Raw genomic sequence first — 20,412 nt, forward strand, 5'->3', positions numbered from 1 at the left:
CCTGCATTAACTTTATATACCCTCGGTATAGTGTTACGAGTGCGTAAGACAATCGTCTTACAGCGCGCGTCGAGTGCGGTCCGCTCGGGCGCGTTGTGGGGCTGTCGGCTCCGCCGACTGTCTTACCGGGGAATGTAACCATGGAGCGTGTGACACTACGAATTCCAAAGCAGCAGATCGACGAGGTCGAGGAAATGGTCGAAACAGGCCAGTTCCCAAACCGGAGCGAGGCGATCCGGTCGGCCGTCCGAGAGATGCTCAACGAAACTGATGGTACAGAGCCGCGACGACGAAACAACGACCGCAGCTGGGCTAAGGTGTAACGATGCAGGATATCGTACAAGACGCCCTCGACAACGCCGAAGCCGAGAAGCGGGATATGGACGCCAGCCTCGACGACGAGGACGACGAGTTCGGCGACCCCCGAATCGTCATCGTCGGCTGCGGNGGNGCCGGCAACAACACCGTCAACCGCCTGTACAACATCGGCGTCGACGGCGCCGACACCATCGCCATCAACACGGACAAACAGCACCTGCAGATGGTCGAAGCCGACACGAAGATTCTCGTCGGCAAGTCGCTCACGCAGGGGCTCGGCGCCGGCGGCGACCCGTCGATGGGCGAACGCGCCACGGAGATGGCACAGGGCACGATCAAGGAAGTGCTCGGCGACGCCGACCTCGTGTTCGTCACCGCCGGCATGGGTGGCGGCACCGGCACCGGCGCGGCGCCGGTCGTCTCGAAAATCGCCAAGGAGCAGGGCGCTATCGTCGTCGGCATGGTCTCGACGCCGTTCAACGTCGAGCGCGCCCGCACGGTGAAAGCCGAGGAGGGCCTCGAGAAGCTGCGCGGTGAGGCCGACTCCATCATCGTGCTGGACAACAACCGCCTGCTCGACTACGTCCCGAACCTGCCCATCGGCAAGGCGTTCTCGGTGATGGACCAGATCATCGCCGAGACGGTGAAGGGCATCTCGGAGACCATCACCCAGCCGTCGCTCATCAACCTCGACTACGCCGACATGACCTCCATCATGGGGCAGGGCGGCGTGGCCGTGATGTTGGTCGGGGAGACGCAGGACAAGAACAAGACCCAGGAGGTTGTGAAGGACGCGATGAACCACCCGCTGCTCGACGTGGACTACCGCGGGGCGACGGGCGGGCTCGTCCACATCACCGGCGGCCCCGACCTCACGCTGAAGGAGGCCGAGGGCATCGCCCAGAACATCACCGANCGGCTNGAGGCGANNGCNAACGTCATCTGGGGNGCNCGNATNCAGNANGANTACAAGGGNAANGTCCGCGTCATGGCGATCATGACCGGCGTCCAGAGCGCGCAAGTGCTCGGCTCGACGACGCAGAAACAGGCCGATCAGTCACGCGCCAGCATCGAAGGCGACACCGCCGAGTTCGACGCCAGCACCAACGTCAACTCCGACACCGCAGCGTGGGAGTCCGACGGTGGCCGCGAGGAAGTCGAACAGAACAACGGTCTCGACGTCATCCGCTAACCGTTTTTTCAGCGCGACGGTCGTTTTACACCGAGAAAATCATTCTACACAGCCGCGATCGACGACACGACCGATCAGCTTCTACACGGCCGCAATCGATTCCAATAGCCGACACTTCCGGCAGATCCGACTCCCGGTCATCGAGCCACACTGTTCACACTCGCTAAGATCGCTGTTTTCCTCATCGTTGCCGCCATAGCGGTCGGCAGCCAACTCCGCGAGCTCCTCGTAGCCGGACATGATCGAGTGTCGCGTCCCGGGATGGTTTTCCTCAAGTTCCCACAACAGCTCCTGAATCTCCCCGCGGTAGGCCTCGCTGGCGTGAGGACACTCGGTGATGTGGGCGGGCAACTCCCGGATGCGGGCATAGAGGGCGACTTCCTTTTCAGGAATGTCGCGCAACGGTTTGGCGCGCGGGACAAAATCATCCTGCTCGGTTCGGTCGTCGAAACCGCCGATGCTCGCATCGAAGTGTTTGGCGATCTGNTTNANNTCGCCCTCNAGAANGTTCATNAGCGCGGTCTGGGCCTCGTCGTCGAGGTTGTGNCCGGTNAGNAGNTTGTCNGCGNCNNNCTNCTCNGCGTACNNTTCCAANAGGTCNCGNCGNAANACNCCNCAGTANGCNCAGGGAGCCATNNNNTCGGGGTCNTCNTCGNCGACNTCGTCCATNCGGANNCCGAACTCCTCCTCGTAGCTGACGAGTTCGTGGCGNANNTCNAGNNCNNCNGCGAGNTCGACNCAGGCGTCNACGCTCNCGTCNCGGTANCCCTCGATGCCCTCGTGGATCGTCAAGGCCAGCATCTCGACGCGGGGGTCCTGCCCGAAGGTTTCGTCCAAAATATGGGTGAGGACGACGCTATCTTTCCCGCCGGAGAGGCCGATTACCCACGTTTCGGGCTCGTCGGGTGTCGCCTCGGGATCAAGTAGCGTATCCTCCCGAATCCGGCGTCGGACACGTTTCTCGACCGACCGGCAGAAATGCGTCTCGCAAAGATGGCCGCCGGAGTACGCCGCCTGCATGACGGCGTCACGGTCGCACTTGTCGCACTCCATTACCGGATCGTTGCCCGCCAGCGGGCATACCGGTTTCGCTCTGCGGTATTGGTCGCTGTCGCCAGCCACACAGCGTGTCATACGACGCTCGCTCCCCCTGTCATACGCGCTGCAATCCGGGTCGAAACCGGTTTGTGTCCTGCGGTCCCACTGTCACCAATGACAGCCGAGGCGACACTCGACCGAACGGCCGCCATCGACCGTGTCGTCGAGTTGATCGAAACGATCGAAGCCGAGCCGATGCCCGTGCCAGTCCGGGAAATCTGGGTCTACGGCGATGTCGCCCTCGGGCTCGATCCGATCGACCGCCTCGATATCTACCTCACGAAGGACATCCTGCTGCGCGGCGACACCGACGCTGCCGAGCAGTATTACCAGCAACACGGCGTCAAAGGCGTCGGTCAGAGCGTCGACGCCGAGTGGGCCGAGGAATTTCCTGAATACATCCGCGCCAACGACAACGGCCACGCGGCCCCCGAGAAGTGTCTGGCGGCCCACCTGCTCGGCGACGACGAACCGATTCATTTGGAGGTCTGCAACGCGAGTTTCGACGAGAACGTCACCCAGCGGCTACGCGGCGCGCTCGCCAACGAGACCTACGAGCAGATTCTCGATCCCCGCGGCGTCTGTCTGTGGGTCGACGGGCAGTGGGACGACGACCTCCTCGACAGGCTTCGCGGCGGCGAACTCCCGTTTCCGACGCTGTCGGGCGCGCTGGAGTCCCTCGGCGTCGACGAAGAGACCGCAACCGAAGCGGCCGACACCGTCAGTCGCTACCGGACCGAACAGACCGGGGCGAGCGTTCGCGGCGACGTGATCTGACCCGTTCGCGGGCGTAAGGCTCTTAGATGCGTATATCCGAATATATGNTATGGTCAAAACGATCCGTGTCTCCGAGGAGTACCACGAGTGGCTCCATGGGCACAAGCGAGCCGACGAGACGATGGAGGAGACATTGCGGCGTATGACACGCGGCCCGGACCCCTCCGATGTCGCTGGACTGCTCTCCGAAACCGAGGCCGAGGAGGCAAAAGCGGCCGTCCAGCGGCTCCGCAGCGGCGACCGCGACCGGTTCAGTGCTGCACGAGAGGCGTTTGAGGGCGAGCGATCCGAATGATAATCGACTCGTCGTACCTGTTCGATCTGATGGCCGGCGACGACGACGCGTTTTCGAAGGGTGTCGAACTCGTCGAACGCGGCGAAATGCAGTGGTTGCCCACGCCGGTCGTGGCCGAGGCTTACTACGGCGTTGCCACAGCGGGAAGCGACACGACCGAACAAGAGGTCCGTAACCGACTACTGGGATATCCGCGTGTCAGCGTCGACGACGAAATCGCCCGCGTGGCGGGGGAACTACTCGCTGAAGCGGACGATACTGTCGGCGGCGATGCGGGTGTTGGCTCGAACGGCGCCTACATCGCGGCGATGGCGTCCGTGCTCGACGACGCGGTGCTCACTGACAACGTCGATGATTTCGAGACCTTGGGCGTTCCAGTCGAAACGTACTGATTACTCGATTTCGTCATTGGTCTGGACCTGTCCGACAGTCACGGTGAACGGCACCGTTTCCACGCGCTCGTATGACTCATCTTGCATCTGGTCGATGACTTCACGACCCATCTCACGCCAGGCTCGCCGGAGCGTGTCATACGTCGCCTCGTCGTCGAGCCCACAGCGGATTTCGACCTCGTGGTCGGCCAATCCCTCACCGCTGGCTTTCCGTTTCGCGCTCCGCAGGGCGTCCTCGCTGTACGGCGGTTCGATGCGCTTCTCGTGGTCGTACTGCCGGGTCGAGAGCGGTTCGATCCCAGCCTCCGCAAAGAGCGCTTCGACCTGCTCGCCGAGGGCAACGTCGGTGTCGACGCCCCGGAGGTACGCTTCACGGACCCGTGCTTCGAGGTCGACCTCACTGTCGACCGTCGAGTCGACGCTGACGGCGGCGTTGTTCGGCTCGATGGCGGCGACTAGGTCCGTCGAGACGCGGGCGAACTCGCGGAGCGCGGCCGCTGGCTCGGGGAGATTGATCAGGAGGGCCTGACAGACGACGAGGTCGACGCTGTCGTCAGCAAACGGGAGTCTGAGTGCATCACCGGCGACCGTGGGAACGTGGTCGTTGGCAACGTCAAGCAGCCGGCGGTCGGCGTCGACGCCGACGACCTCGGCGTCGGACTCGCTCGCCAGGACGCGCGTGAGTTCGCCGGTGCCGCAGCCGACATCAAGGACGCGCTGGCGGTTCGGGAGATCGAGATCGGCGAGGGCCGCCCGCGAATCGGCCCACATCCCCTCGCGGGTGCGTTCGAGATAGGCGGCTGAAAACCGGCGCACGGCTCAGTTACGGAGTTCTTTCACGCGCTCGATGTTCCACGCGAAGCCTTTGCCGTCCTCGGTCGGCGTTTCGAGTGCGAACGGCAGATCACGCAGGTCGGGATGGTTGACGATGGCGGCGATGCCGTCCTCGCCGATGTAGCCCTCGCCGATCAGTGCGTGTTCGTCCTTGTGGGTGCCAACGTCGTGTTTCGAGTCGTTGAGATGGATGTATTCGAGGTGTTCGAGGCCGACCACGTCGTCGAACCGCTGGACCGTTTCGTCGACCGCCTCGGGCGTCGTCAGATCGTTACCGGCGACGAGCGTGTGGGCGGTATCGATGCAGATGCCGATGTCCTCGTCGGTGCGCTCGATAATCCCGGCGAGGTGCTCGAACTCGCCGCCGAGTTTCGTGCCGCTGCCGGGATCGCTCTCGATGAGGATCTGGACGCCGTCGGGCACGTCAAGGTCGTCGATCACGCTGGCGGCGTTGTCGAGGCCCCCCTCGACGCCCGCGCCAGTGTGCGCGCCGAGGTGGGCGTTGACGTAGGGAACCCCGAGCTTGTCGGCCGCATCGAGTTCGGCCTGCATGCTGTCGAGGGATTTCTGCCGGAGATCGTCTTTCGGCGTACAGAGGTTGACGAGATACGCCGAATGGATCACCCACGGGCCGTCGAGTTTTTCGGCTGTCAGCTCGCGGAACCCCGCTGCTGCGTCGTCGCTGATCGAGGGGTGTTTCCAGACCTGCGGCGAGGTGGTGAAGATCTGGCCGCAGTTACCGCCGAAATTCAGTTGGCGGTCGACGGCGTTGCGAATGTCGTCGTACTCGGGTGTCTCGGTGTCGGATGAAACGCGGGACCCGGAGATCGAAACGTGTGCGCCGACGTGCATGCCTCCCGGTTGGACGAGGCCCCTCAAAGCGGCTTCGGTGCCGACCGCATGCGGGCCGCTGACTGCTACACTCGGCCGATTCGCTCCGCCGGTGGTCGGTGTGTCCGCCGAAGTAGTCGGTGTATACCAATTACTGAATTGTCATATAGAGTACGTAATTATATACGGTGAGGATTATATGTCCGAATGTATGCCAACGGATAAGACACGACGTCGATTCCTCCAGGTAGCGGGCGTTTCCAGTGTAGCGGCTCTCGCCGGCTGTGCCGGCGGTGGCGGCGGAGATGGTTCGGAAGACGACGGCGGCGATGGCGGCGACGACGGCGGGACCAGCAACCGGCTGAGCTGGCACGCCGGCGGGACCGGCGGGACGTACTTCCCGCTGTCCAACGAGATCAAGACCATCGTCGAGGCGAACACGGACTTCTCGCTGAACGTCCAGTCGACGGGTGCCAGCGTCGAAAACGTCGGCAGCCTCGCCGACGGCTCGGCTGACTTCGCGCTGATCCAAAACGACATCGCCTCCTTCGCCAAGAACGGCACCGGCATCGACGCCTTCGAGGGGAGTCCCATTGAATCCCTGCAGGGCGTCGCCACACTGTACCCGGAGACGATCACGCTCGTCACGCTGGCCGGCAACGATATTTCGAGCATCAGCGACCTCAGCGGCGCGACGATCAACACCGGCGACCTCGGCTCGGGGACGCAGGTCAACGCCAACCAGATCCTCGAATCCGCCGGCATCAGCGACTTCAACGAGCAGAACGCCGGCTTCTCGCAAGCCTCCGAACAGCTCGCCAACGGCGACATCGACGCGGCGTTCGTCGTCGGCGGCTGGCCGGTCGGCGCGATCGAGGACCTCGCCAACACCAACGACATCGAGATCGTCCCGATCAGCGGCGAGACCCGCGAGACGATCAAATCCGACGCCTCGTGGTTCGCCAACGATACCATCCCCGGCGGCACCTACAGCGGCGTCAGCGAGGCCGTCGAAACCGTCGCCGTCCAGGCGATGATCGCCACCAACGAGGGCGTTCCAGCCGAAACCGTCGAGACGGTCACCGCGGCCATCTTCGACAACCTCGATGACCTGTCGATCAAGACCGACTTCATCACGGTCGACAGTGCCCAAGACGGCATGTCGATCGAACTCCACGAGGGCGCGGCGGCGTACTTCGACGCCTGAGCTGTGTGCTGCGGTGACGACGCCGCCACCGATGCTGTTCGCTGTTCGTTGCTGCCACAGGGCGTGATCAACCGAGCATCGACGCCGATGCTCGAACCGAGCGATAGGCAACTCCGGGTGGACCAGTGGCTCACGACCGATTCATCGCGCTACGTCACAGCGTGTCCGGGCGATGGTGGCTCGTCGCTGTCCTCGTAGCGGCGGTGCTCGGTGCCGGCCTCGTCGGGACGCTGTCCGCCGAAAGCGTCCTCGTCGTCGAAGATATCGAGACCGGCGAGCAGTACCACAGCGAGCCGGTCGAAAACGGCAGTACCGTCGCACTCGAATACACCCACAGCGTCGAGAAATCCCGCGTCTACGACGCCTACCGCGTCGACGGCGAGACGTTAGTCAACACCCGGATGGAGTTCGAATCCTACGGGTGGGGGTTGCCAGCCCGCGTCAACGTCACCACCGTCAACGGGACGTTCGTCTACGCACCCGACGAACCGATCGCAGAACTGGAGAGTCTGTCAGTGTCTCCCGGTCGGATCGCCGACCATACATTGATAATTGATGGCACACGACATGATCTCGTTGCCCTCACCGACGCCCGCGACGTTCGTATTCACATCGAACACCGATCCCTCATCGAGCGTATCCTATGAGCACATCCACCCCCGCCGACGACGGCAATGAATCGGACCAAGAGCTCTCACAGGCGGAAGCCGACGAGCTGATCGACGAGATCGAACGACGGCGGTCGTTGCAAGGTGTCGCCGCCGTCGCCGTCGCGGCCATCGGCATCCTGTTTTCGCTCTTCCAACTGTTTCTGGCGGCCAAGAGTTTCACGTTCACCGTCCCGTTACCGCTGGTCGCCGACTGGCAGGTCTCCCTGCAGTTGCTGCAGGCCAACGCGGTCCACGTCGCCTTCGCGCTCGTGATCACGTTCCTGCTGTTTCCCGGGAGTACCGGCGACGGGTTCGTCGCCCGCTACCTCGGGCGTGTCGTCCCCGCGCTGACAGAACAGTTCGGCGAGGAAAACCCACTGACGCGGGCGGCGAGCGGCCTGCGGCGTGGGTTCCGGTGGGCGTTCCTCGATCCCGAGATGGAGCGCGTGACGGTGTTCGATCTGGTCTGTATCCTCGGCGCGGTGTTGTCGGCGTTTTATTTCCTGACGGAGTTCGCCGAAATCCAGAACATGCGGGTCTTCGGCATCGACTCCGGCCGGCCGGTGACGGCGGTCTACACGTTCCTCGATCCGATTCTCGGAAGTATCCCGTTCGTCAGCGAGTATTCCTACGCGATGGCCCTCGGCGTGATCGGCATTCTGCTGGTACTCGAAGCCACGCGGCGGACGCTCGGCCTCCCGCTCATGCTCATCGTGGCGAGCTTCATCGTGTATGCGCGGTGGGGCTTTCTCATCAGCGGCAACACGCCATTCATCGGCCTGCTGGCGATCCCGGAGCTAACGTGGCCGGATATCATTCAAAATCTGTGGTATAACACCGAAAACGGGGTCTTCGGGATACCGGTCACGGTGTCGGTGAGCTTCATCTACATCTTCATCCTTTTCGGCTCGTTCCTCGAAATGAGCGGCGCGGGCCAGTGGTTCATCGACCTCGCCTACGCCGTGACCGGCAAACGCAAGGGCGGCCCCGCAAAGGCGAGCATCCTCGCCAGCGGCTTCATGGGAACGATCTCGGGCTCCTCGATTGCGAATACGGTCACGACGGGCGCGTTCACCATCCCGCTGATGAAGCGATCCGGCTACTCACCGGAGTTCTCCGGAGCCGTCGAGGCATCCGCGTCCTCGGGCGGACAGATCCTCCCGCCGGTGATGGGTGCAGCCGCGTTCCTGATGGTACAGTACACCGCGACGCCGTTCCGCGAGATCATCATTCTGGCGACGATCCCGGCGATCGTCTTCTTCTTCGGCGTCTGGGTGATGGTCCACCTCAAGGCAGTCCAAGAGGGGATCGGCGGGCTCGAAGACGAAACGGTCGGCCTCGTCGACCACCTCAAACGCGGGTGGTTCTACCTCGTCCCCATCGGCCTGCTGTTGTACTACCTCATCATCGAGCGACTGTCGGTCTCGCGGTCGGCGTGGTTCACGCTCGTCGCCCTCGTCGCGTTGATCGCCGTCGTCTCGGCCTATAGCCATGAAACGCGGGGGCGACTCGCCGCCGTCTTTGCCGCCGTCGTCGGCCTCGAAGTGGCGAGTTTCACCCTCGCAGGTGTGCCGGTCACCGGCCTCATCGGCGGGGCCGGCGCGGGACTGCCGCTCGGCGAGGCGGTTGGGATCGTCGGCTCCCGGATCGGCTGGTACATGATGTTCGCCGGTGCGGTCACGCTGCTCTCGAAGCCGAATCTCAACGCCGAGTACCTCGATCTCAATCCGAAAGTCAAGGAATCGACCGAGGCAGTCGGTGAGAAGCTCGGCCGCGATATCGACAGCCAGCCCGCCCGCCTCGGCGCGTTCGTCGTCAAATCGATGGACGAGGGGGCGCGTACCGCCGTCCCGGTCGTCATCGCCGTTGCCGCCGCCGGCATCATCCCCGGCGTCATCAGCGTCTCCGGGCTCGGGCCGAACCTCACCTCGCTGTTGCTCGCGCTGTCGGGCGGCTCGATCGTCGTCATGCTGCTTGTGACCGCCGTCGCTAGCATCATCCTCGGGATGGGGATGCCGACGACGGTGACCTACATCATCCTGATTTCGATGTTGGCGAGCCCGCTCGTCGAGTTCGGGATTCCGCTGTTGGCGGCCCACCTGTTCATCCTGTATTTCGGTGTCATCGCCGACATCACGCCGCCGGTGGCGGTGGCCGCCTACGCCGCCAGCGGGGTCGCCAAATCCGACCCCTTCGAGACCGGCGTCAAGGCCTTTTCGCTGTCGTTGAACAAGGCCATCGTCCCCTTCGCGTTCGTCCTCGCGCCGGGGATCGTGCTACTGCGTGAGAAGGCCAACGCCGCCGAGTTGCCGATCCGCGATCAGTACCGCGTCGTCGGCTTCAGTGATCTGGCCGAACTCTCCTACTCAGTCCCGGAGATCATCATCCCGGTGATCGGCGTCTTCCTCGGCGTGATCGCCCTCGGTGCGACCGTCATCGGGACGCTCTACACCCGTGTCGATTCGGTCGGCCGGGGCGGCTTCGCGCTCAGTTCGCTGCTGTTGATGGCCCCAGGCCTCCTCTCGGAGAGCGTTTTCGACCTGCTCAGCCTCGTCGGCGTGACGCCCTCCCCCGACGCGCTGCTGCTCGATCTGACGCTTCGGGGTGTCGGGCTCGCGCTGTTCGCCGCGCTCACGGTGCGGAACCGTCGCAAACTCGATACCGATGGCAGCGAGCCGACTGCGAGCGTCACGGCCGAAAGCACGTAACGGCCACCAGTCGCCAGCGCATCTCTTTCTCCGCGCCGCCCGCTACGTTTAGGCTGCTCGCCCACCGAGAAACGGTATGTTCGCGGCTATCGACCAGCAACTCACCGTCGACCTCGGCGGGCGAAACACCCAGCAGCTCTACGCCGCTGCCCGCGACGACGAGCCACTGGTCGAAGCCGCCGCAGGACCGCTTCAAACAGCCGCTGACGCCGGCGAAACGGTGTTGCTAACGACCGGATTCCCGATCCCGCCGTCGAACGAGCCCGAAACTGACGGCCCGCTCGGGACGGTCGTGCTGGCAGGCGCGCTCCGCGACCTCGGCGCGAAGCCGATCGTCGTCACCGAACCGCGGGGCGAGGCGACGATCACCGCCGTCGCCGACGCGCTCGGAATCGACTCGCCGGAACTCGTGTCGCTCGCGCCGCCGGAGTCGGTGGCCGCCGGGGCGACGAGTGATGCGACACCCGAGACGACCGCGCGGTCGCTGCTCGATAGCTACGAGCCCGGTGCCGTCGTCGCCATCGAGAAACCCGGGCGGACAGCCGACGGCAGCTACCGAACCGCGGCCGGCGAGGACATTACCGCACTTGTCACAGCGGTCGATCCGCTGTTCGCTGCGGCTCACGACCGCGGGATTCCGACGGTCGCCGTCGGCGATGGCGGCAACGAGGTCGGGATGGGCAGGATTCGGTCGGCAGTCGAAACCCACGTCGACGGCGGCGAGACGATCGCCTGTGTGACGCCAGTCGACGAATTGGTCGTCGCGGCCGTCTCGAACTGGGGGGCCTACGGGCTCGTCGCCGCGCTGTCGATCGATTCCGACCGCAATCTGCTCCATACGGGTGATACCGAGCGGGCGTTGCTGGCAGCGGCCGTCGACGCCGGCTGTATCGACGGGGTCACCGGCGCGGCAACCGAGTCGGTCGATGGAATCCCTGCCGCGGTTCACGCCAACGTCGTCGATATCCTCCAGCACTGTGTGACCGCCCAGTGAGCGGGATCGCTCAAATATTGTGGCAGCAGGTGCTTGTTTGTAACTCCCTCCCAAGCAGCGGGTATGAACTGCGTCATCCTCCTCTTCGACGGGTTCGACGAGTTGGACGCGATCGGGCCCTACGAGGTCTTCGCAAACGCCGCGAACGCCGGTGCCGACTGCACGCCGTCGCTCCGAACCATCGACGACACCGACCGCGTCACGGCGGGCCACGGGCTCCGTGTCGAACCCGACGGCCGACTCGACGCGGTCGAACCGGACCTCCTCGTCATCCCGGGCGGCGGATGGAACGACCGCGGTGAAACCGGCACATGGGCCGAAGCCGAACGCGGCGTAATCCCGGAGGCGATCGCCGAGGCAGCCGACCGCGAAGCCACGATCGCCGGGGTCTGTACCGGCGGTATGCTCCTCGCGCGGGCCGGCATCCTCGATGGCCGACCGGCAGTCACCCACAACGGCGCGCTTTCGGATCTCCGGGCGACGGCTGCCGACGTGGTCGAGGCCCGCGTCGTCGACGACGGCGACGTGCTGACCGCGGGTGGGGTCACTGCCGGCCTCGATCTCGCCGTCCACCTCGTCGACCGGCTGTTCGGCGCGGAGATCGCCGACGCGGTCCGGACGGAGATGGAACACACGCCACAAGGCTCGGTCCACGTGTCGTAGCCGACCGATACGGATTTTGTATCGCGGTATGTGATTTATTACCCGGCTATTCCGGGACTCGTCGGGCTTTTAGGCTGTGCGAGCGAGGCTTCCCTATGGTCGACAACGTCGCCGAGTTCTTTCGAGAGCTCGAACCCGAGGATTTCTATCTGCTCTCGGGGATCGAGCAGGGGATGCGGTTCTCCGAGTGGGTCCAACACGAGGAGATCCCGAAATATGCGGATCTGACGGCCGAAGAGGTCGACTACCGGATCGACCGCTGTATGCGCCACGAGCTGATCGAGCGGAAGACGATCCAATACGAGGGCTACCNACTCNCCTTCGAGGGGTACGACGCNCTCGCNCTNCGNACGTTNNCGGAGCGNGACANCATCGANGGCGTCGGNGCNCCGCTGGGCGTCGGCAAGGANAGCGACGTCTACGAGGCGATTTCGTTCCAACCGATGGCCCTCAAATATCACCGCGAGGGCTATACCAACTTTCGAGAAGTCCAGCGCGAACGGGAGTACACCGCCGACCGCAACCACGTCTCGTGGCTCTACACCGCTCGCAAGGCCGCCGAACGGGAGTACGACATCCTCGAATCGCTGTATCCCGACGTGTCGGTGCCGCGGCCGGTCGATCAGAACCGCCACGCGATCGTCATGGAGAAACTCGCGGGCGCGGAGCTCTCGCGGGCCGGGCTGGAATCCGAGCAGGTCGTCGGCGTGGTGGATCTCATCATCGACGAGATGGCCGCCGCCTACGACGCGGGCTACGTCCACGCCGATATGAGCGAGTACAACGTTTTCGTCGATACCGACGGCGTGACGATCTTCGATTGGCCCCAAGCCGTCTCGACCGACCACGACAACGCCCGCGAACTGCTGGCGCGGGACCTCGAGAACATTCATAGCTACTTCCGCCGGAAGTATCCCCGCGAAACGCCGAAATCGGTCGATTCAGAGGCTCTCGCGGACGCTGTCGTCGACAACGACTTCGAGACGATCACGGCGTTTGCTGAATCATAAACTACTGAGCGCGATACAAAATTTCTCGAAGCGGCCAACCACGGCGATTCTGGATAGCTGTGGCTCGGACGGCGGCTTCCCTGAAAACGTGGATGCCTCTTAGGCAGGTTCAGTTCGGAAGCGTTCGATGAGATGCTCGAAATCGGCCGCAGCCTCGAACGCGTCGTAATCGTCGTCAGCACCGACGAGGAGAGTGACGCCGTCGGTGTCGGCATCAAGTTCGGCGGCGGTGGCAACGGCGTATGCGTCCCCAAGCGAGGGGTTGTATTCGACTTTCAGCTCCGAGGCCGCCTGCCAGAGGTCGTCGGCAGCGTACTCGGAGACACCCAGTTCTCGGAGACGAGAGATGTGCGCGTCAGCCTGCTCGGGAGAGGCCTTCCGCGCTGCGATGTACCGGAACTCCGCGAGGTTGACCGTCGAGACGTAGCCAGCGCGGTCGCCGTCGTAGACACGATCAAGCCAGTCTTCGACAGCTTCGGCCCCCGGCTCGTCGAACGCAAACGCCAACAGCGGCTCGGCGTCGAAGACGACCGTCATTTGTCGCCAGTGAGCCCGTGCTGTTCGTCACGCTCCGCCTTCTCTCGCGCCCGCTCCTCGCGGAGGAGTTCGGTGGCCGACTGTTCGTCGTCGGCTTCATCGGACGCCAGCGCGCCGCGGAGTTCGGCAGGCCGCTTGACCGGGCGGATCACGACCTCGCCGTCCTCGGTTTCGACGAACCGGACGCGTCCGGGGGTGTCGATCCGAAGCTTCTCGCGGTAGGCTTTCGGGATCGTCGCCTGTCCCTTGCTCGTGACGGTGACGGTAGTCCCCTCCTCGGATTCGGTCATGTGTAATGGGTTAGATAGCGTAATACTTCAAATTTTGTAATACACCAGCCGAAACAGGCCACGATCCGATCCCATAACAATGAGGTAGATGGCTGGTAACGTTCCACCACCGATGAGCGAAGCCGATCCCATCACGCGAATCGAGCTTGCTGACGTACAGACGAAAACCGGCGACTACCACGATGTCGGCGTCGAGATCTATCCGAGTTGGGTGATGATCGAGGACGACACCGGGATTCGGTGGATCGCACGCGATACTGTCACCGAGATTTTCGAGCGCGAATAGCTCCGGCGGTCGCTACATCGGCAGCACCGAAATCAAAGTGCCTATGTCCGTCTCGCTCGCTTGGTGAGACATGACTCATCTGAGCGTTGTTGGCTGCGGCAACATGGGCGGTGCCTTGCTGCAGGGCCTCGCCCGGAGCGGCGATCACACGCTGGTCGGCTGCGATATCGATGCCGACGCCCGCGCGGCGGTCGCCGACTACTGTGAGACAACCGACGACCTCGCGGTCGCCGCCGAGGCCGACTACGTCGTGTTGGCAGTCAAACCCGACACCGTCAGCGACATCCTCCCCGCGCTCGACCTCGAGGGCGACCAGACCCTCATTTCGATTGCGGCCGGTGTTTCTATCGATTATCTCGACGATCTCACCGACGCGAAGATCGTCCGCCTGATGCCGAACCTCAACGCCGAAACCCGCAACATGGCCGCCGCCGTCACCGGCGCGGTCGACGACACGGTGCGCGCGCTCCTCGACGAAGTCGGCGAGTACGCCGAAATCGAGGAGTCCCAAATGGACATTGCAACCGCGGTCAACGGCAGCGGCCCCGCCTTCGTCTTCTATCTCATCGGCGCGATGGCCGACGCCGGCGTCGACAGCGGCCTCGACGAGAAACAGGCCGAAACGCTGGCCGCCCAGACGTTCAAAGGCGCGGCCGAAACCGTCCTCCAATCGGAGAAATCCATCGACGAACTGATCGACGCGGTCTGCTCGCCGGGCGGGACGACCATCGAAGGGATGGAACTCCTGTGGGACAGCGATGTCGAGGCGGACGTGGGCGCGGCCGTCCACGCCGCCGAGGACCGCTCCCGCGAGATGGCCGCCGAATTCGCCGATGAGTGACGCCGCCGATGCCGGCGACGCGGCCAACACGGCCGCAATCGACGCCGATGCAGTAACCGCCGCCCGCGAGCAGGCCGCCACGGCCGACCGTGTCGTCGTCAAGGCCGGCACCAACTCCCTGACCGACGACGAGTCGAACCTCTCGCTGCAGAAACTCGACAAACTCGTCGACGACATCGCCGACCTGCGGGACCGCGGCAAACAGGTCGTCCTCGTTTCCTCGGGCGCGGTCGGCGCGGGCAAAGGCCGGATCGGCTACGAGGAGGAGACCGTCGAGGAGTCCCAAGCCCTCTCGACGATCGGCCAGAGCCAACTGATGGCGGCCTACAGCGACAGTTTCGACCGCTACGACACCAAGGTCGCCCAACTGCTGCTCACCCAACACGACCTCGATAACCCCGACCGCTTCACGAACATCCGCAACACCATCGAAACGCTGCTGGAGTGGGGCGTTGTCCCCATCATCAACGAAAACGACGCCATCGCCACCGAGGAGCTTCGGATCGGCGACAATGACCGGCTCTCGTCGTCGGTCGCCATCGGCATCGAAAGCGATCTGCTCGTGACCCTGACTGACGTGGGCGGCGTCTACACCGGCAACCCGAAAACCGACGACGACGCCGAGTTGATCGATGCCGTCGGCCGTAACTACGACGCGGTCCAGTCCATCGTCGACGAGAGCGCGACCGGCGGGTTCGGCGGGATTCGCACCAAAGTCGAGGGCGCGCGCCGCGTCAGCGAACACGGGATGCCCGGGATCATCGCGGGATCGACCGCGCCGGACGTGCTCGCCCGCATCGCCGACAGCGAAACCGTAGGAACGATATTTCTCCCGATCAACGGGACAGACAATGAGTGATACCGACGCCACCGGTGACGGTGCCGTACCGACTGACCAAGCCATCGACACGAAGGTCGATGCCGCCGAGACCGCCGCGCTCGACCTTGCCAACGTCGACAACGAGGACCGACAGGCCGCGCTGCACGCTATCGCCGACGCCATCGACGACAACCGCGAGGCGATTCAGGACGCTAACGCCGCGGATGTTGAGGCCGCCGAGGAGATGTTGGAGGCTGGCGAGTACACTCAAGCCCTCGTCGACCGCCTCAAACTCTCCGAGGCCAAACTCGACAGCATCGTCGAGATGGTCCGCAGCGTCGCCGGCCAGGACGACCCCCTCGGCGAGACGCTCGTCGCCCGCGAACTCGACGAGGACCTCGAACTCTACAAGCTCGCCGTCCCCATCGGCGTCGTCGGCACCGTCTTCGAGTCACGGCCCGACGCGCTGGTCCAGATCGCCGCCCTCGCGCTGAAATCCGGTAACAGCGTGATGCTCAAAGGCGGCAGCGAGGCCAGCGAGTCCAATCGCGTCCTGTTCGAACTCATCCGCGAGGCGACTGCCGACCACGACGCGATCCCGGAGGGCTGGGCCCAACTCGTCGAGGCGCGGGCGGACGTGACCGCGATGCTGGAGATGGACGACCGCATCGATCTGCTGATGCCACGCGGCAGCTCCGAGTTCGTCGAGTACATTCAGGACAACACCTCGATCCCAGTGTTGGGCCACACCGAGGGGATCTGTCATGTCTTCGTCGACCGCGAGGCCGACCTCGATATGGCGACCGAGGTCGCCTTCGACGCCAAGGTCCAGTACCCCGCAGTCTGCAACGCGGTCGAAACGCTGCTCGTCCACGAAGCCGTCGCCGAGGAGTACCTCCCACAGATCGCCAAACGCTACGCCGCCGCCGATGTGGAGGTCCGCGGCGACGAGCGAACCCGCGAGATCGTCGACGTGGCGGCCGCCAGCGAAGCCGACTGGTCGACCGAGTACGGCGACCTGATTGTCTCCGTGAAAGTCGTCGACTCGCTGGACGACGCTATCGGCCACATCACCACCTACGGCTCCAAACATACCGAGTCGATCATCAGCGAGGACGCCGACCGCGCCGGCCGGTTCATGCGGAGCCTCGATTCTGCAAGCGTCTTCCACAACGCCTCGACCCGGTTTTCCGACGGGTATCGGTTCGGCCTCGGCGCGGAGGTCGGCATTTCGACCGGCAAGATCCACGCTCGCGGCCCGGTTGGCCTCGAAGGCTTGACGACTTACAAGTACCACCTCGAAGGTGACGGCCACCTCGTGGCGACCTACGCCGGCGACGACCCTCGCCCGTTCACCCACGAGGAGTTCGACGGCGAGTGGGTGCCCGGCAAACTGTCGCGGTAGGACGGGACACGCTGTCGAAATAATCCCAACGCGGCAAAGTTATTTCTGAGTTGCCGGCCAAGTAGTCCGCATGAGCAACACTGAGCGACCCAGCTGGACGGAGTCGGTGTCGGCCGCCGACCGCGTGCGGTCGGTCGCAACAACAGTGGGCGAGCCTCGAACCGTCAACTGGATCGCGGGCGAAGCCGAGGTCGCCCACGAGACGGCCAGCAAATACCTCGACCAGCTGGTCGCGGACGGCAAACTCGAAACGAGCGAGGCCGGGGGGAAAACGGTCTATCGGCCTGACCCGGTCGGCCAGTATCTCGCCGAAATGCACAGCCTCTATGCGGAACACACCGCCGACGAGCTGGCCGACCGCCTGACCGAAATCACCGACCAACTCCGACGGTGGCAGAATGAGTACGATATCGAGACACCGAACGAACTCCGCGCAGCGATCAGCGAGACGACCGAGGCGGCGACAGCCGAGGAGTACCGCCGCGTTGCCAGCGAGTGGGAGCAGCTTCAGTACCGCCAATCGCTCATCGAAGACACCCTCCGGCTCTACGACCGGTTCGCCGACGACCCGGCTCCAACGCCAGTATGACACCGCCGGGGGCACCCAACCCGGCTGTCTACCGCGAACTCCGCGATGTCCTCCGGCGACAGCCCGAGATTACCGAGACGTGGTACGAACCGGATGCGGTTCAACAGCGGTATCTCGTCGCGTCGGTCGCGCCCTCGCGGATCGAGCCACCCACGGGGCCTGACGCGCCACAGATTGAGGTGCGGTGGCGCGCCGGCAGCCCGACCCGCTTTCGGATCGATTACACCGATCCGAATACCGGGTTTCACTGTGGCTGGCACCGCGACGACGATCATCCCGATCTCGGCGCGACGCATTTCCAGTACGAACGGCCCGCTGACGACGAGCCGAGCCATGAGTCAGCCGACTTTGCGGCGACGACACCACCGAAGCTACTGTGGGCGTGTCTCGATGACCTGTTTACGGTTCGGCTGCCGACACTGACTGGCGAGTAACGGATCCGTCGCTGTCACAGCTCACGAGTCGTTGCAGAGCGTCACCCGCTCGGCCTCGATATCCTCGATGAACGCGCCCTCGCCGCCGACGGTGACATGCGTCCCCTCGTGATCGACCGTCAGGCTCGCCTCGATGGGGAACTGGCTGTTTGTGGGCTCGACGATCCCCTGTGTCGTGTCGACGATACGCCCCTCGAAGGAAACCGGCTCGCTGGTGTCGATCCATCGGCCCTCGATCCGGGCATTGAGCGATCCTTCCGTTCGGAGCCACAGCGTCGCTTCGATGACGGCCTTTCGGAAATCTGTCTCCGTCAGCGGGAGCGCGGCGGGGTCGCCGACGGCGACCTCGGTGGCGACCGGCCAGTAGTTGCCGACGAAGGAGCCGACGATGACGGGGCCTAGTTGCGGGTGGGCGAAGACGATCGCCTGCGTCTCGGTGTGGCTGCTGGTCAGCATTTCGGCGGGGGCGACCAGCCCGACGCGGTCGTCGGCGGTCAACATTGCCGGCATCGGCTCCCGCCAGATTCGGGTGATACTGGCCAGTCCCTCGGCGGACGCGGGGAGTTCGTCAGTTTCGGTGATCAACAGCATGACGAGGACGCCGCGGTCCAGTGCCGCCCGCAGTTCGTCCGCGACAGCGGAGAGCCGGTCGGCCGGCAGCGACAGCGTCAGCTCCGACTCGCTGTGCTCGATGAGTTCGGTGATCCGTTTGAGCACGGTCTCGCGGCTCTTGATCACCTCGAACTGCTCGGTCGCCTGCTCGGTTTTGGTGTGGCGGTTCTCAAGCGCCGGCCGGATCGTCTCGGCGTCGGTGATGAGGTGGTCGACGACCTCCTCGGGCGGCCGGGCTCGGATCATCGTCGGGACGACGTGGTCGTCGACTTCGACGAAGCCGCGGTCGGCCAACTCCTCGCTGACGCTGTAGACGTAGCGTTTGGAGACGCCAGCGTCGTCGGCGATGGTGCTCGCCTTCGCCGCGCCGTGGGCGAGCAGCGTGAGGTAGGTGTCGACCTCCTTCTCGGAGAAGCCGAACCGCTGGAGGTGCGCCCGGAGCGTGGCGTCGTCCATGCCGCGGCTATTTTCGCCGTCCACACTTAATTTCAGGTGGCGGTCAGCCGGTTCGATCCCGCCGGTGAGACGGCTGGACTTAAGAGCCACACGCAGAGAACACAGGCTATGAACGGCGGTCGATACCATGGTTGATCTGGTGACGTTCGGCGAGACGATGCTCCGGCTCTCGCCGCCGGCCGGCACACGGCTCGAAACCGGCGGCGACCTCGCGGCCCAAGTCGGCGGCGCCGAAAGCAACGTCGCCGCCGCGGCCGACTGTCTCGGCGTTGACGCCGCGTGGCTCTCGAAACTTCCCGACAATCCGCTGGGGCGGCGGGTCGTCCGCGCGCTGCGGGGCCACGGCGTGACGCCCGCGGTCGCGTGGGATGACAGCGACGCCGCCCGGCTCGGCACCTACTACCTCGAATACGGCGCGGCTCCCCGTGACACGAACGTCGTCTACGATCGCGCACGGTCGTCGGTCACGACCGTCGATATCGCCGAACTCGACACTGACCTCGTCGCAGACGCCGAAATTTTCCACACCACCGGGATCACGCCCGCGCTTAGCGATGCGACTGCCGAGGCGACGAGCGACCTCCTCGCCGCGGCTGGCGAGGCCGACACGCTCCGCTCGTTCGACCTCAACTACCGCTCGAAACTCTGGTCCCACGACGAGGCGGCCGACGGCTACGAAGCGGTCCTCCCCCATGTTGACCTCCTGTTCGCGCCCTACCGCGACGCGAGCGTGATCCTCGGCTACGACGGCGACGCCGAGGAAGTTGCCCGCGAACTGGCTGAGGATTACGACCTCGACGCGCTCGTCGTCACGCGCGGCGCAGACGGGTCGCTCGCGTTCGTCGACGGCGAGATCATCGAGGAGGGCATCTACTCCGACGAGACGGTCGACGCCATCGGCACGGGCGACGCCTTCGTCGGCGGCTTTCTCGGTGAACTGCTCACCAGCGACGACGGCGACCTGACACCGGAAAGCGTCGGGCGAGCGCAGACGTACGCCGCCGCAGCCGCTGCAGTCAAACGAACCATCGAGGGCGACGTGCTGGTGTCGACCCGCGGGGAGATCGAATCGGTGATCGACGCCGACGGCGACGACATCTCACGGTAGCCGGCTCGACAGTCGGCCCGAGGGCAGGCGAAACGCACATCGACCATACGGTTTTATGACTCCCT

General features: G+C 64.5%; 24 protein-coding genes. 18 read left to right on the plus strand and 6 right to left on the minus strand.

Annotation, left to right across the window (positions count from 1 at the left end):
• The first annotated feature begins 140 nt into the window (after window positions 1–140).
• A complete protein-coding gene (locus EGH24_RS02640) occupies window positions 141–323 on the plus strand; it encodes a ribbon-helix-helix domain-containing protein (protein WP_142978616.1) in 183 nt (60 codons plus the stop codon).
• A gap of 2 nt (window positions 324–325) precedes the next feature.
• Window positions 326–1,510, plus strand: coding sequence for a cell division protein FtsZ (gene ftsZ, locus EGH24_RS02645; RefSeq protein WP_142978617.1), 1,185 nt, complete (start codon window positions 326–328; stop codon window positions 1,508–1,510).
• An 81-nt stretch (window positions 1,511–1,591) separates the two neighbouring features.
• On the opposite strand, the gene ncsA is transcribed toward ftsZ, so the two are convergent.
• Window positions 1,592–2,563: a tRNA 2-thiolation protein NcsA gene (gene ncsA, locus EGH24_RS02650; protein ID WP_142978618.1), complete on the minus strand. Its 972-nt coding sequence runs from the start codon at window positions 2,561–2,563 to the stop codon at window positions 1,592–1,594.
• A 159-nt stretch (window positions 2,564–2,722) separates the two neighbouring features.
• Between ncsA and EGH24_RS02655 the strand changes: the two genes are divergently transcribed.
• The 3 genes from EGH24_RS02655 (at window position 2,723) to EGH24_RS02665 (ending at window position 4,072) form a co-directional block, all read left to right on the plus strand.
• Window positions 2,723–3,385, plus strand: coding sequence for a DUF7095 family protein (locus tag EGH24_RS02655; RefSeq protein ID WP_142978619.1), 663 nt, complete (start codon window positions 2,723–2,725; stop codon window positions 3,383–3,385).
• A 49-nt stretch (window positions 3,386–3,434) separates the two neighbouring features.
• Window positions 3,435–3,680: a hypothetical protein gene (locus tag EGH24_RS02660; RefSeq protein WP_142978620.1), complete on the plus strand. Its 246-nt coding sequence runs from the start codon at window positions 3,435–3,437 to the stop codon at window positions 3,678–3,680.
• Window positions 3,677–4,072 carry a PIN domain-containing protein gene (locus tag EGH24_RS02665; RefSeq protein ID WP_142978621.1) on the plus strand — a complete coding sequence of 132 codons (396 nt, stop codon included), beginning with the start codon at window positions 3,677–3,679 and terminating at the stop codon, window positions 4,070–4,072. The genes EGH24_RS02660 and EGH24_RS02665 overlap by 4 nt, the downstream gene beginning before the upstream one ends.
• Here EGH24_RS02665 and EGH24_RS02670 read toward each other — a convergent pair whose 3' ends face one another.
• Complete coding sequence (locus EGH24_RS02670) at window positions 4,073–4,888, minus strand: class I SAM-dependent methyltransferase (protein ID WP_142978622.1); 816 nt, start codon at window positions 4,886–4,888, stop codon at window positions 4,073–4,075.
• Between the two features lie 3 nt (window positions 4,889–4,891).
• Window positions 4,892–5,758: a deoxyribonuclease IV gene (locus EGH24_RS02675; RefSeq protein ID WP_142978623.1), complete on the minus strand. Its 867-nt coding sequence runs from the start codon at window positions 5,756–5,758 to the stop codon at window positions 4,892–4,894.
• 190 nt (window positions 5,759–5,948) lie between these two features.
• Here EGH24_RS02675 and EGH24_RS02680 point away from each other — a divergent pair, with 190 nt between their 5' ends.
• The 6 genes from EGH24_RS02680 (at window position 5,949) to EGH24_RS02705 (ending at window position 12,969) form a co-directional block, all read left to right on the plus strand.
• Window positions 5,949–6,944, plus strand: coding sequence for a TAXI family TRAP transporter solute-binding subunit (locus EGH24_RS02680; protein WP_142978624.1), 996 nt, complete (start codon window positions 5,949–5,951; stop codon window positions 6,942–6,944).
• A gap of 203 nt (window positions 6,945–7,147) precedes the next feature.
• The gene (locus EGH24_RS02685; RefSeq protein ID WP_221886705.1) at window positions 7,148–7,591 is read left to right on the plus strand and encodes a DUF1850 domain-containing protein; all 444 of its coding nucleotides are present in this window, start codon (window positions 7,148–7,150) and stop codon (window positions 7,589–7,591) included.
• Entirely contained in the window at window positions 7,588–10,302 is a 2,715-nt protein-coding gene (locus EGH24_RS02690; RefSeq protein ID WP_142978625.1) for a TRAP transporter permease, read from the plus strand. Before EGH24_RS02685 ends, EGH24_RS02690 begins: the two co-directional genes overlap by 4 nt.
• A gap of 76 nt (window positions 10,303–10,378) precedes the next feature.
• A complete protein-coding gene (locus EGH24_RS02695; RefSeq protein WP_142978626.1) occupies window positions 10,379–11,296 on the plus strand; it encodes a DUF4392 domain-containing protein in 918 nt (305 codons plus the stop codon).
• A 63-nt stretch (window positions 11,297–11,359) separates the two neighbouring features.
• Window positions 11,360–11,959, plus strand: a complete 600-nt coding sequence (locus tag EGH24_RS02700; RefSeq protein WP_142978627.1) for a DJ-1/PfpI family protein — start codon at window positions 11,360–11,362, stop codon at window positions 11,957–11,959.
• A gap of 95 nt (window positions 11,960–12,054) precedes the next feature.
• Window positions 12,055–12,969: a serine/threonine-protein kinase RIO2 gene (locus tag EGH24_RS02705; RefSeq protein WP_142978628.1), complete on the plus strand. Its 915-nt coding sequence runs from the start codon at window positions 12,055–12,057 to the stop codon at window positions 12,967–12,969.
• A 99-nt stretch (window positions 12,970–13,068) separates the two neighbouring features.
• Here the strand turns inward: EGH24_RS02705 and EGH24_RS02710 are convergent, their stop codons facing one another.
• Window positions 13,069–13,506: a PIN domain-containing protein gene (locus tag EGH24_RS02710; protein ID WP_142978629.1), complete on the minus strand. Its 438-nt coding sequence runs from the start codon at window positions 13,504–13,506 to the stop codon at window positions 13,069–13,071.
• A complete protein-coding gene (locus EGH24_RS02715; RefSeq protein ID WP_142978630.1) occupies window positions 13,503–13,796 on the minus strand; it encodes an AbrB/MazE/SpoVT family DNA-binding domain-containing protein in 294 nt (97 codons plus the stop codon). Before EGH24_RS02715 ends, EGH24_RS02710 begins: the two co-directional genes overlap by 4 nt.
• A gap of 112 nt (window positions 13,797–13,908) precedes the next feature.
• Between EGH24_RS02715 and EGH24_RS02720 the strand changes: the two genes are divergently transcribed.
• From EGH24_RS02720 to EGH24_RS02745, 6 genes are all read left to right on the plus strand, one after another.
• Window positions 13,909–14,082 (plus strand): hypothetical protein, encoded by a 174-nt coding sequence (locus EGH24_RS02720; protein WP_221886697.1) that lies wholly within the window; start codon window positions 13,909–13,911, stop codon window positions 14,080–14,082.
• Between the two features lie 70 nt (window positions 14,083–14,152).
• Window positions 14,153–14,923, plus strand: a complete 771-nt coding sequence (proC, locus tag EGH24_RS02725; protein WP_142978632.1) for a pyrroline-5-carboxylate reductase — start codon at window positions 14,153–14,155, stop codon at window positions 14,921–14,923.
• The gene (gene proB, locus EGH24_RS02730) at window positions 14,916–15,782 is read left to right on the plus strand and encodes a glutamate 5-kinase (RefSeq protein ID WP_142978633.1); all 867 of its coding nucleotides are present in this window, start codon (window positions 14,916–14,918) and stop codon (window positions 15,780–15,782) included. Before proC ends, proB begins: the two co-directional genes overlap by 8 nt.
• Window positions 15,775–17,148, plus strand: coding sequence for a glutamate-5-semialdehyde dehydrogenase (locus tag EGH24_RS02735; RefSeq protein ID WP_142978634.1), 1,374 nt, complete (start codon window positions 15,775–15,777; stop codon window positions 17,146–17,148). Before proB ends, EGH24_RS02735 begins: the two co-directional genes overlap by 8 nt.
• 70 nt (window positions 17,149–17,218) lie before the next feature.
• Complete coding sequence (locus EGH24_RS02740; protein WP_142978635.1) at window positions 17,219–17,737, plus strand: DUF7342 family protein; 519 nt, start codon at window positions 17,219–17,221, stop codon at window positions 17,735–17,737.
• Window positions 17,734–18,171: a hypothetical protein gene (locus EGH24_RS02745; RefSeq protein ID WP_142978636.1), complete on the plus strand. Its 438-nt coding sequence runs from the start codon at window positions 17,734–17,736 to the stop codon at window positions 18,169–18,171. The genes EGH24_RS02740 and EGH24_RS02745 overlap by 4 nt, the downstream gene beginning before the upstream one ends.
• A gap of 21 nt (window positions 18,172–18,192) precedes the next feature.
• Here the strand turns inward: EGH24_RS02745 and EGH24_RS02750 are convergent, their stop codons facing one another.
• Window positions 18,193–19,239: a TrmB family transcriptional regulator gene (locus EGH24_RS02750; RefSeq protein WP_142978637.1), complete on the minus strand. Its 1,047-nt coding sequence runs from the start codon at window positions 19,237–19,239 to the stop codon at window positions 18,193–18,195.
• A 127-nt stretch (window positions 19,240–19,366) separates the two neighbouring features.
• Between EGH24_RS02750 and kdgK1 the strand changes: the two genes are divergently transcribed.
• Window positions 19,367–20,347, plus strand: coding sequence for a bifunctional 2-dehydro-3-deoxygluconokinase/2-dehydro-3-deoxygalactonokinase (gene kdgK1 / locus EGH24_RS02755; protein WP_142978638.1), 981 nt, complete (start codon window positions 19,367–19,369; stop codon window positions 20,345–20,347).
• Window positions 20,348–20,412: the final 65 nt, after the last annotated feature.

Source organism: Halonotius terrestris (genome assembly GCF_006861665.1).
In the GTDB taxonomy this organism is placed as follows: domain Archaea; phylum Halobacteriota; class Halobacteria; order Halobacteriales; family Haloferacaceae; genus Halonotius; species Halonotius terrestris.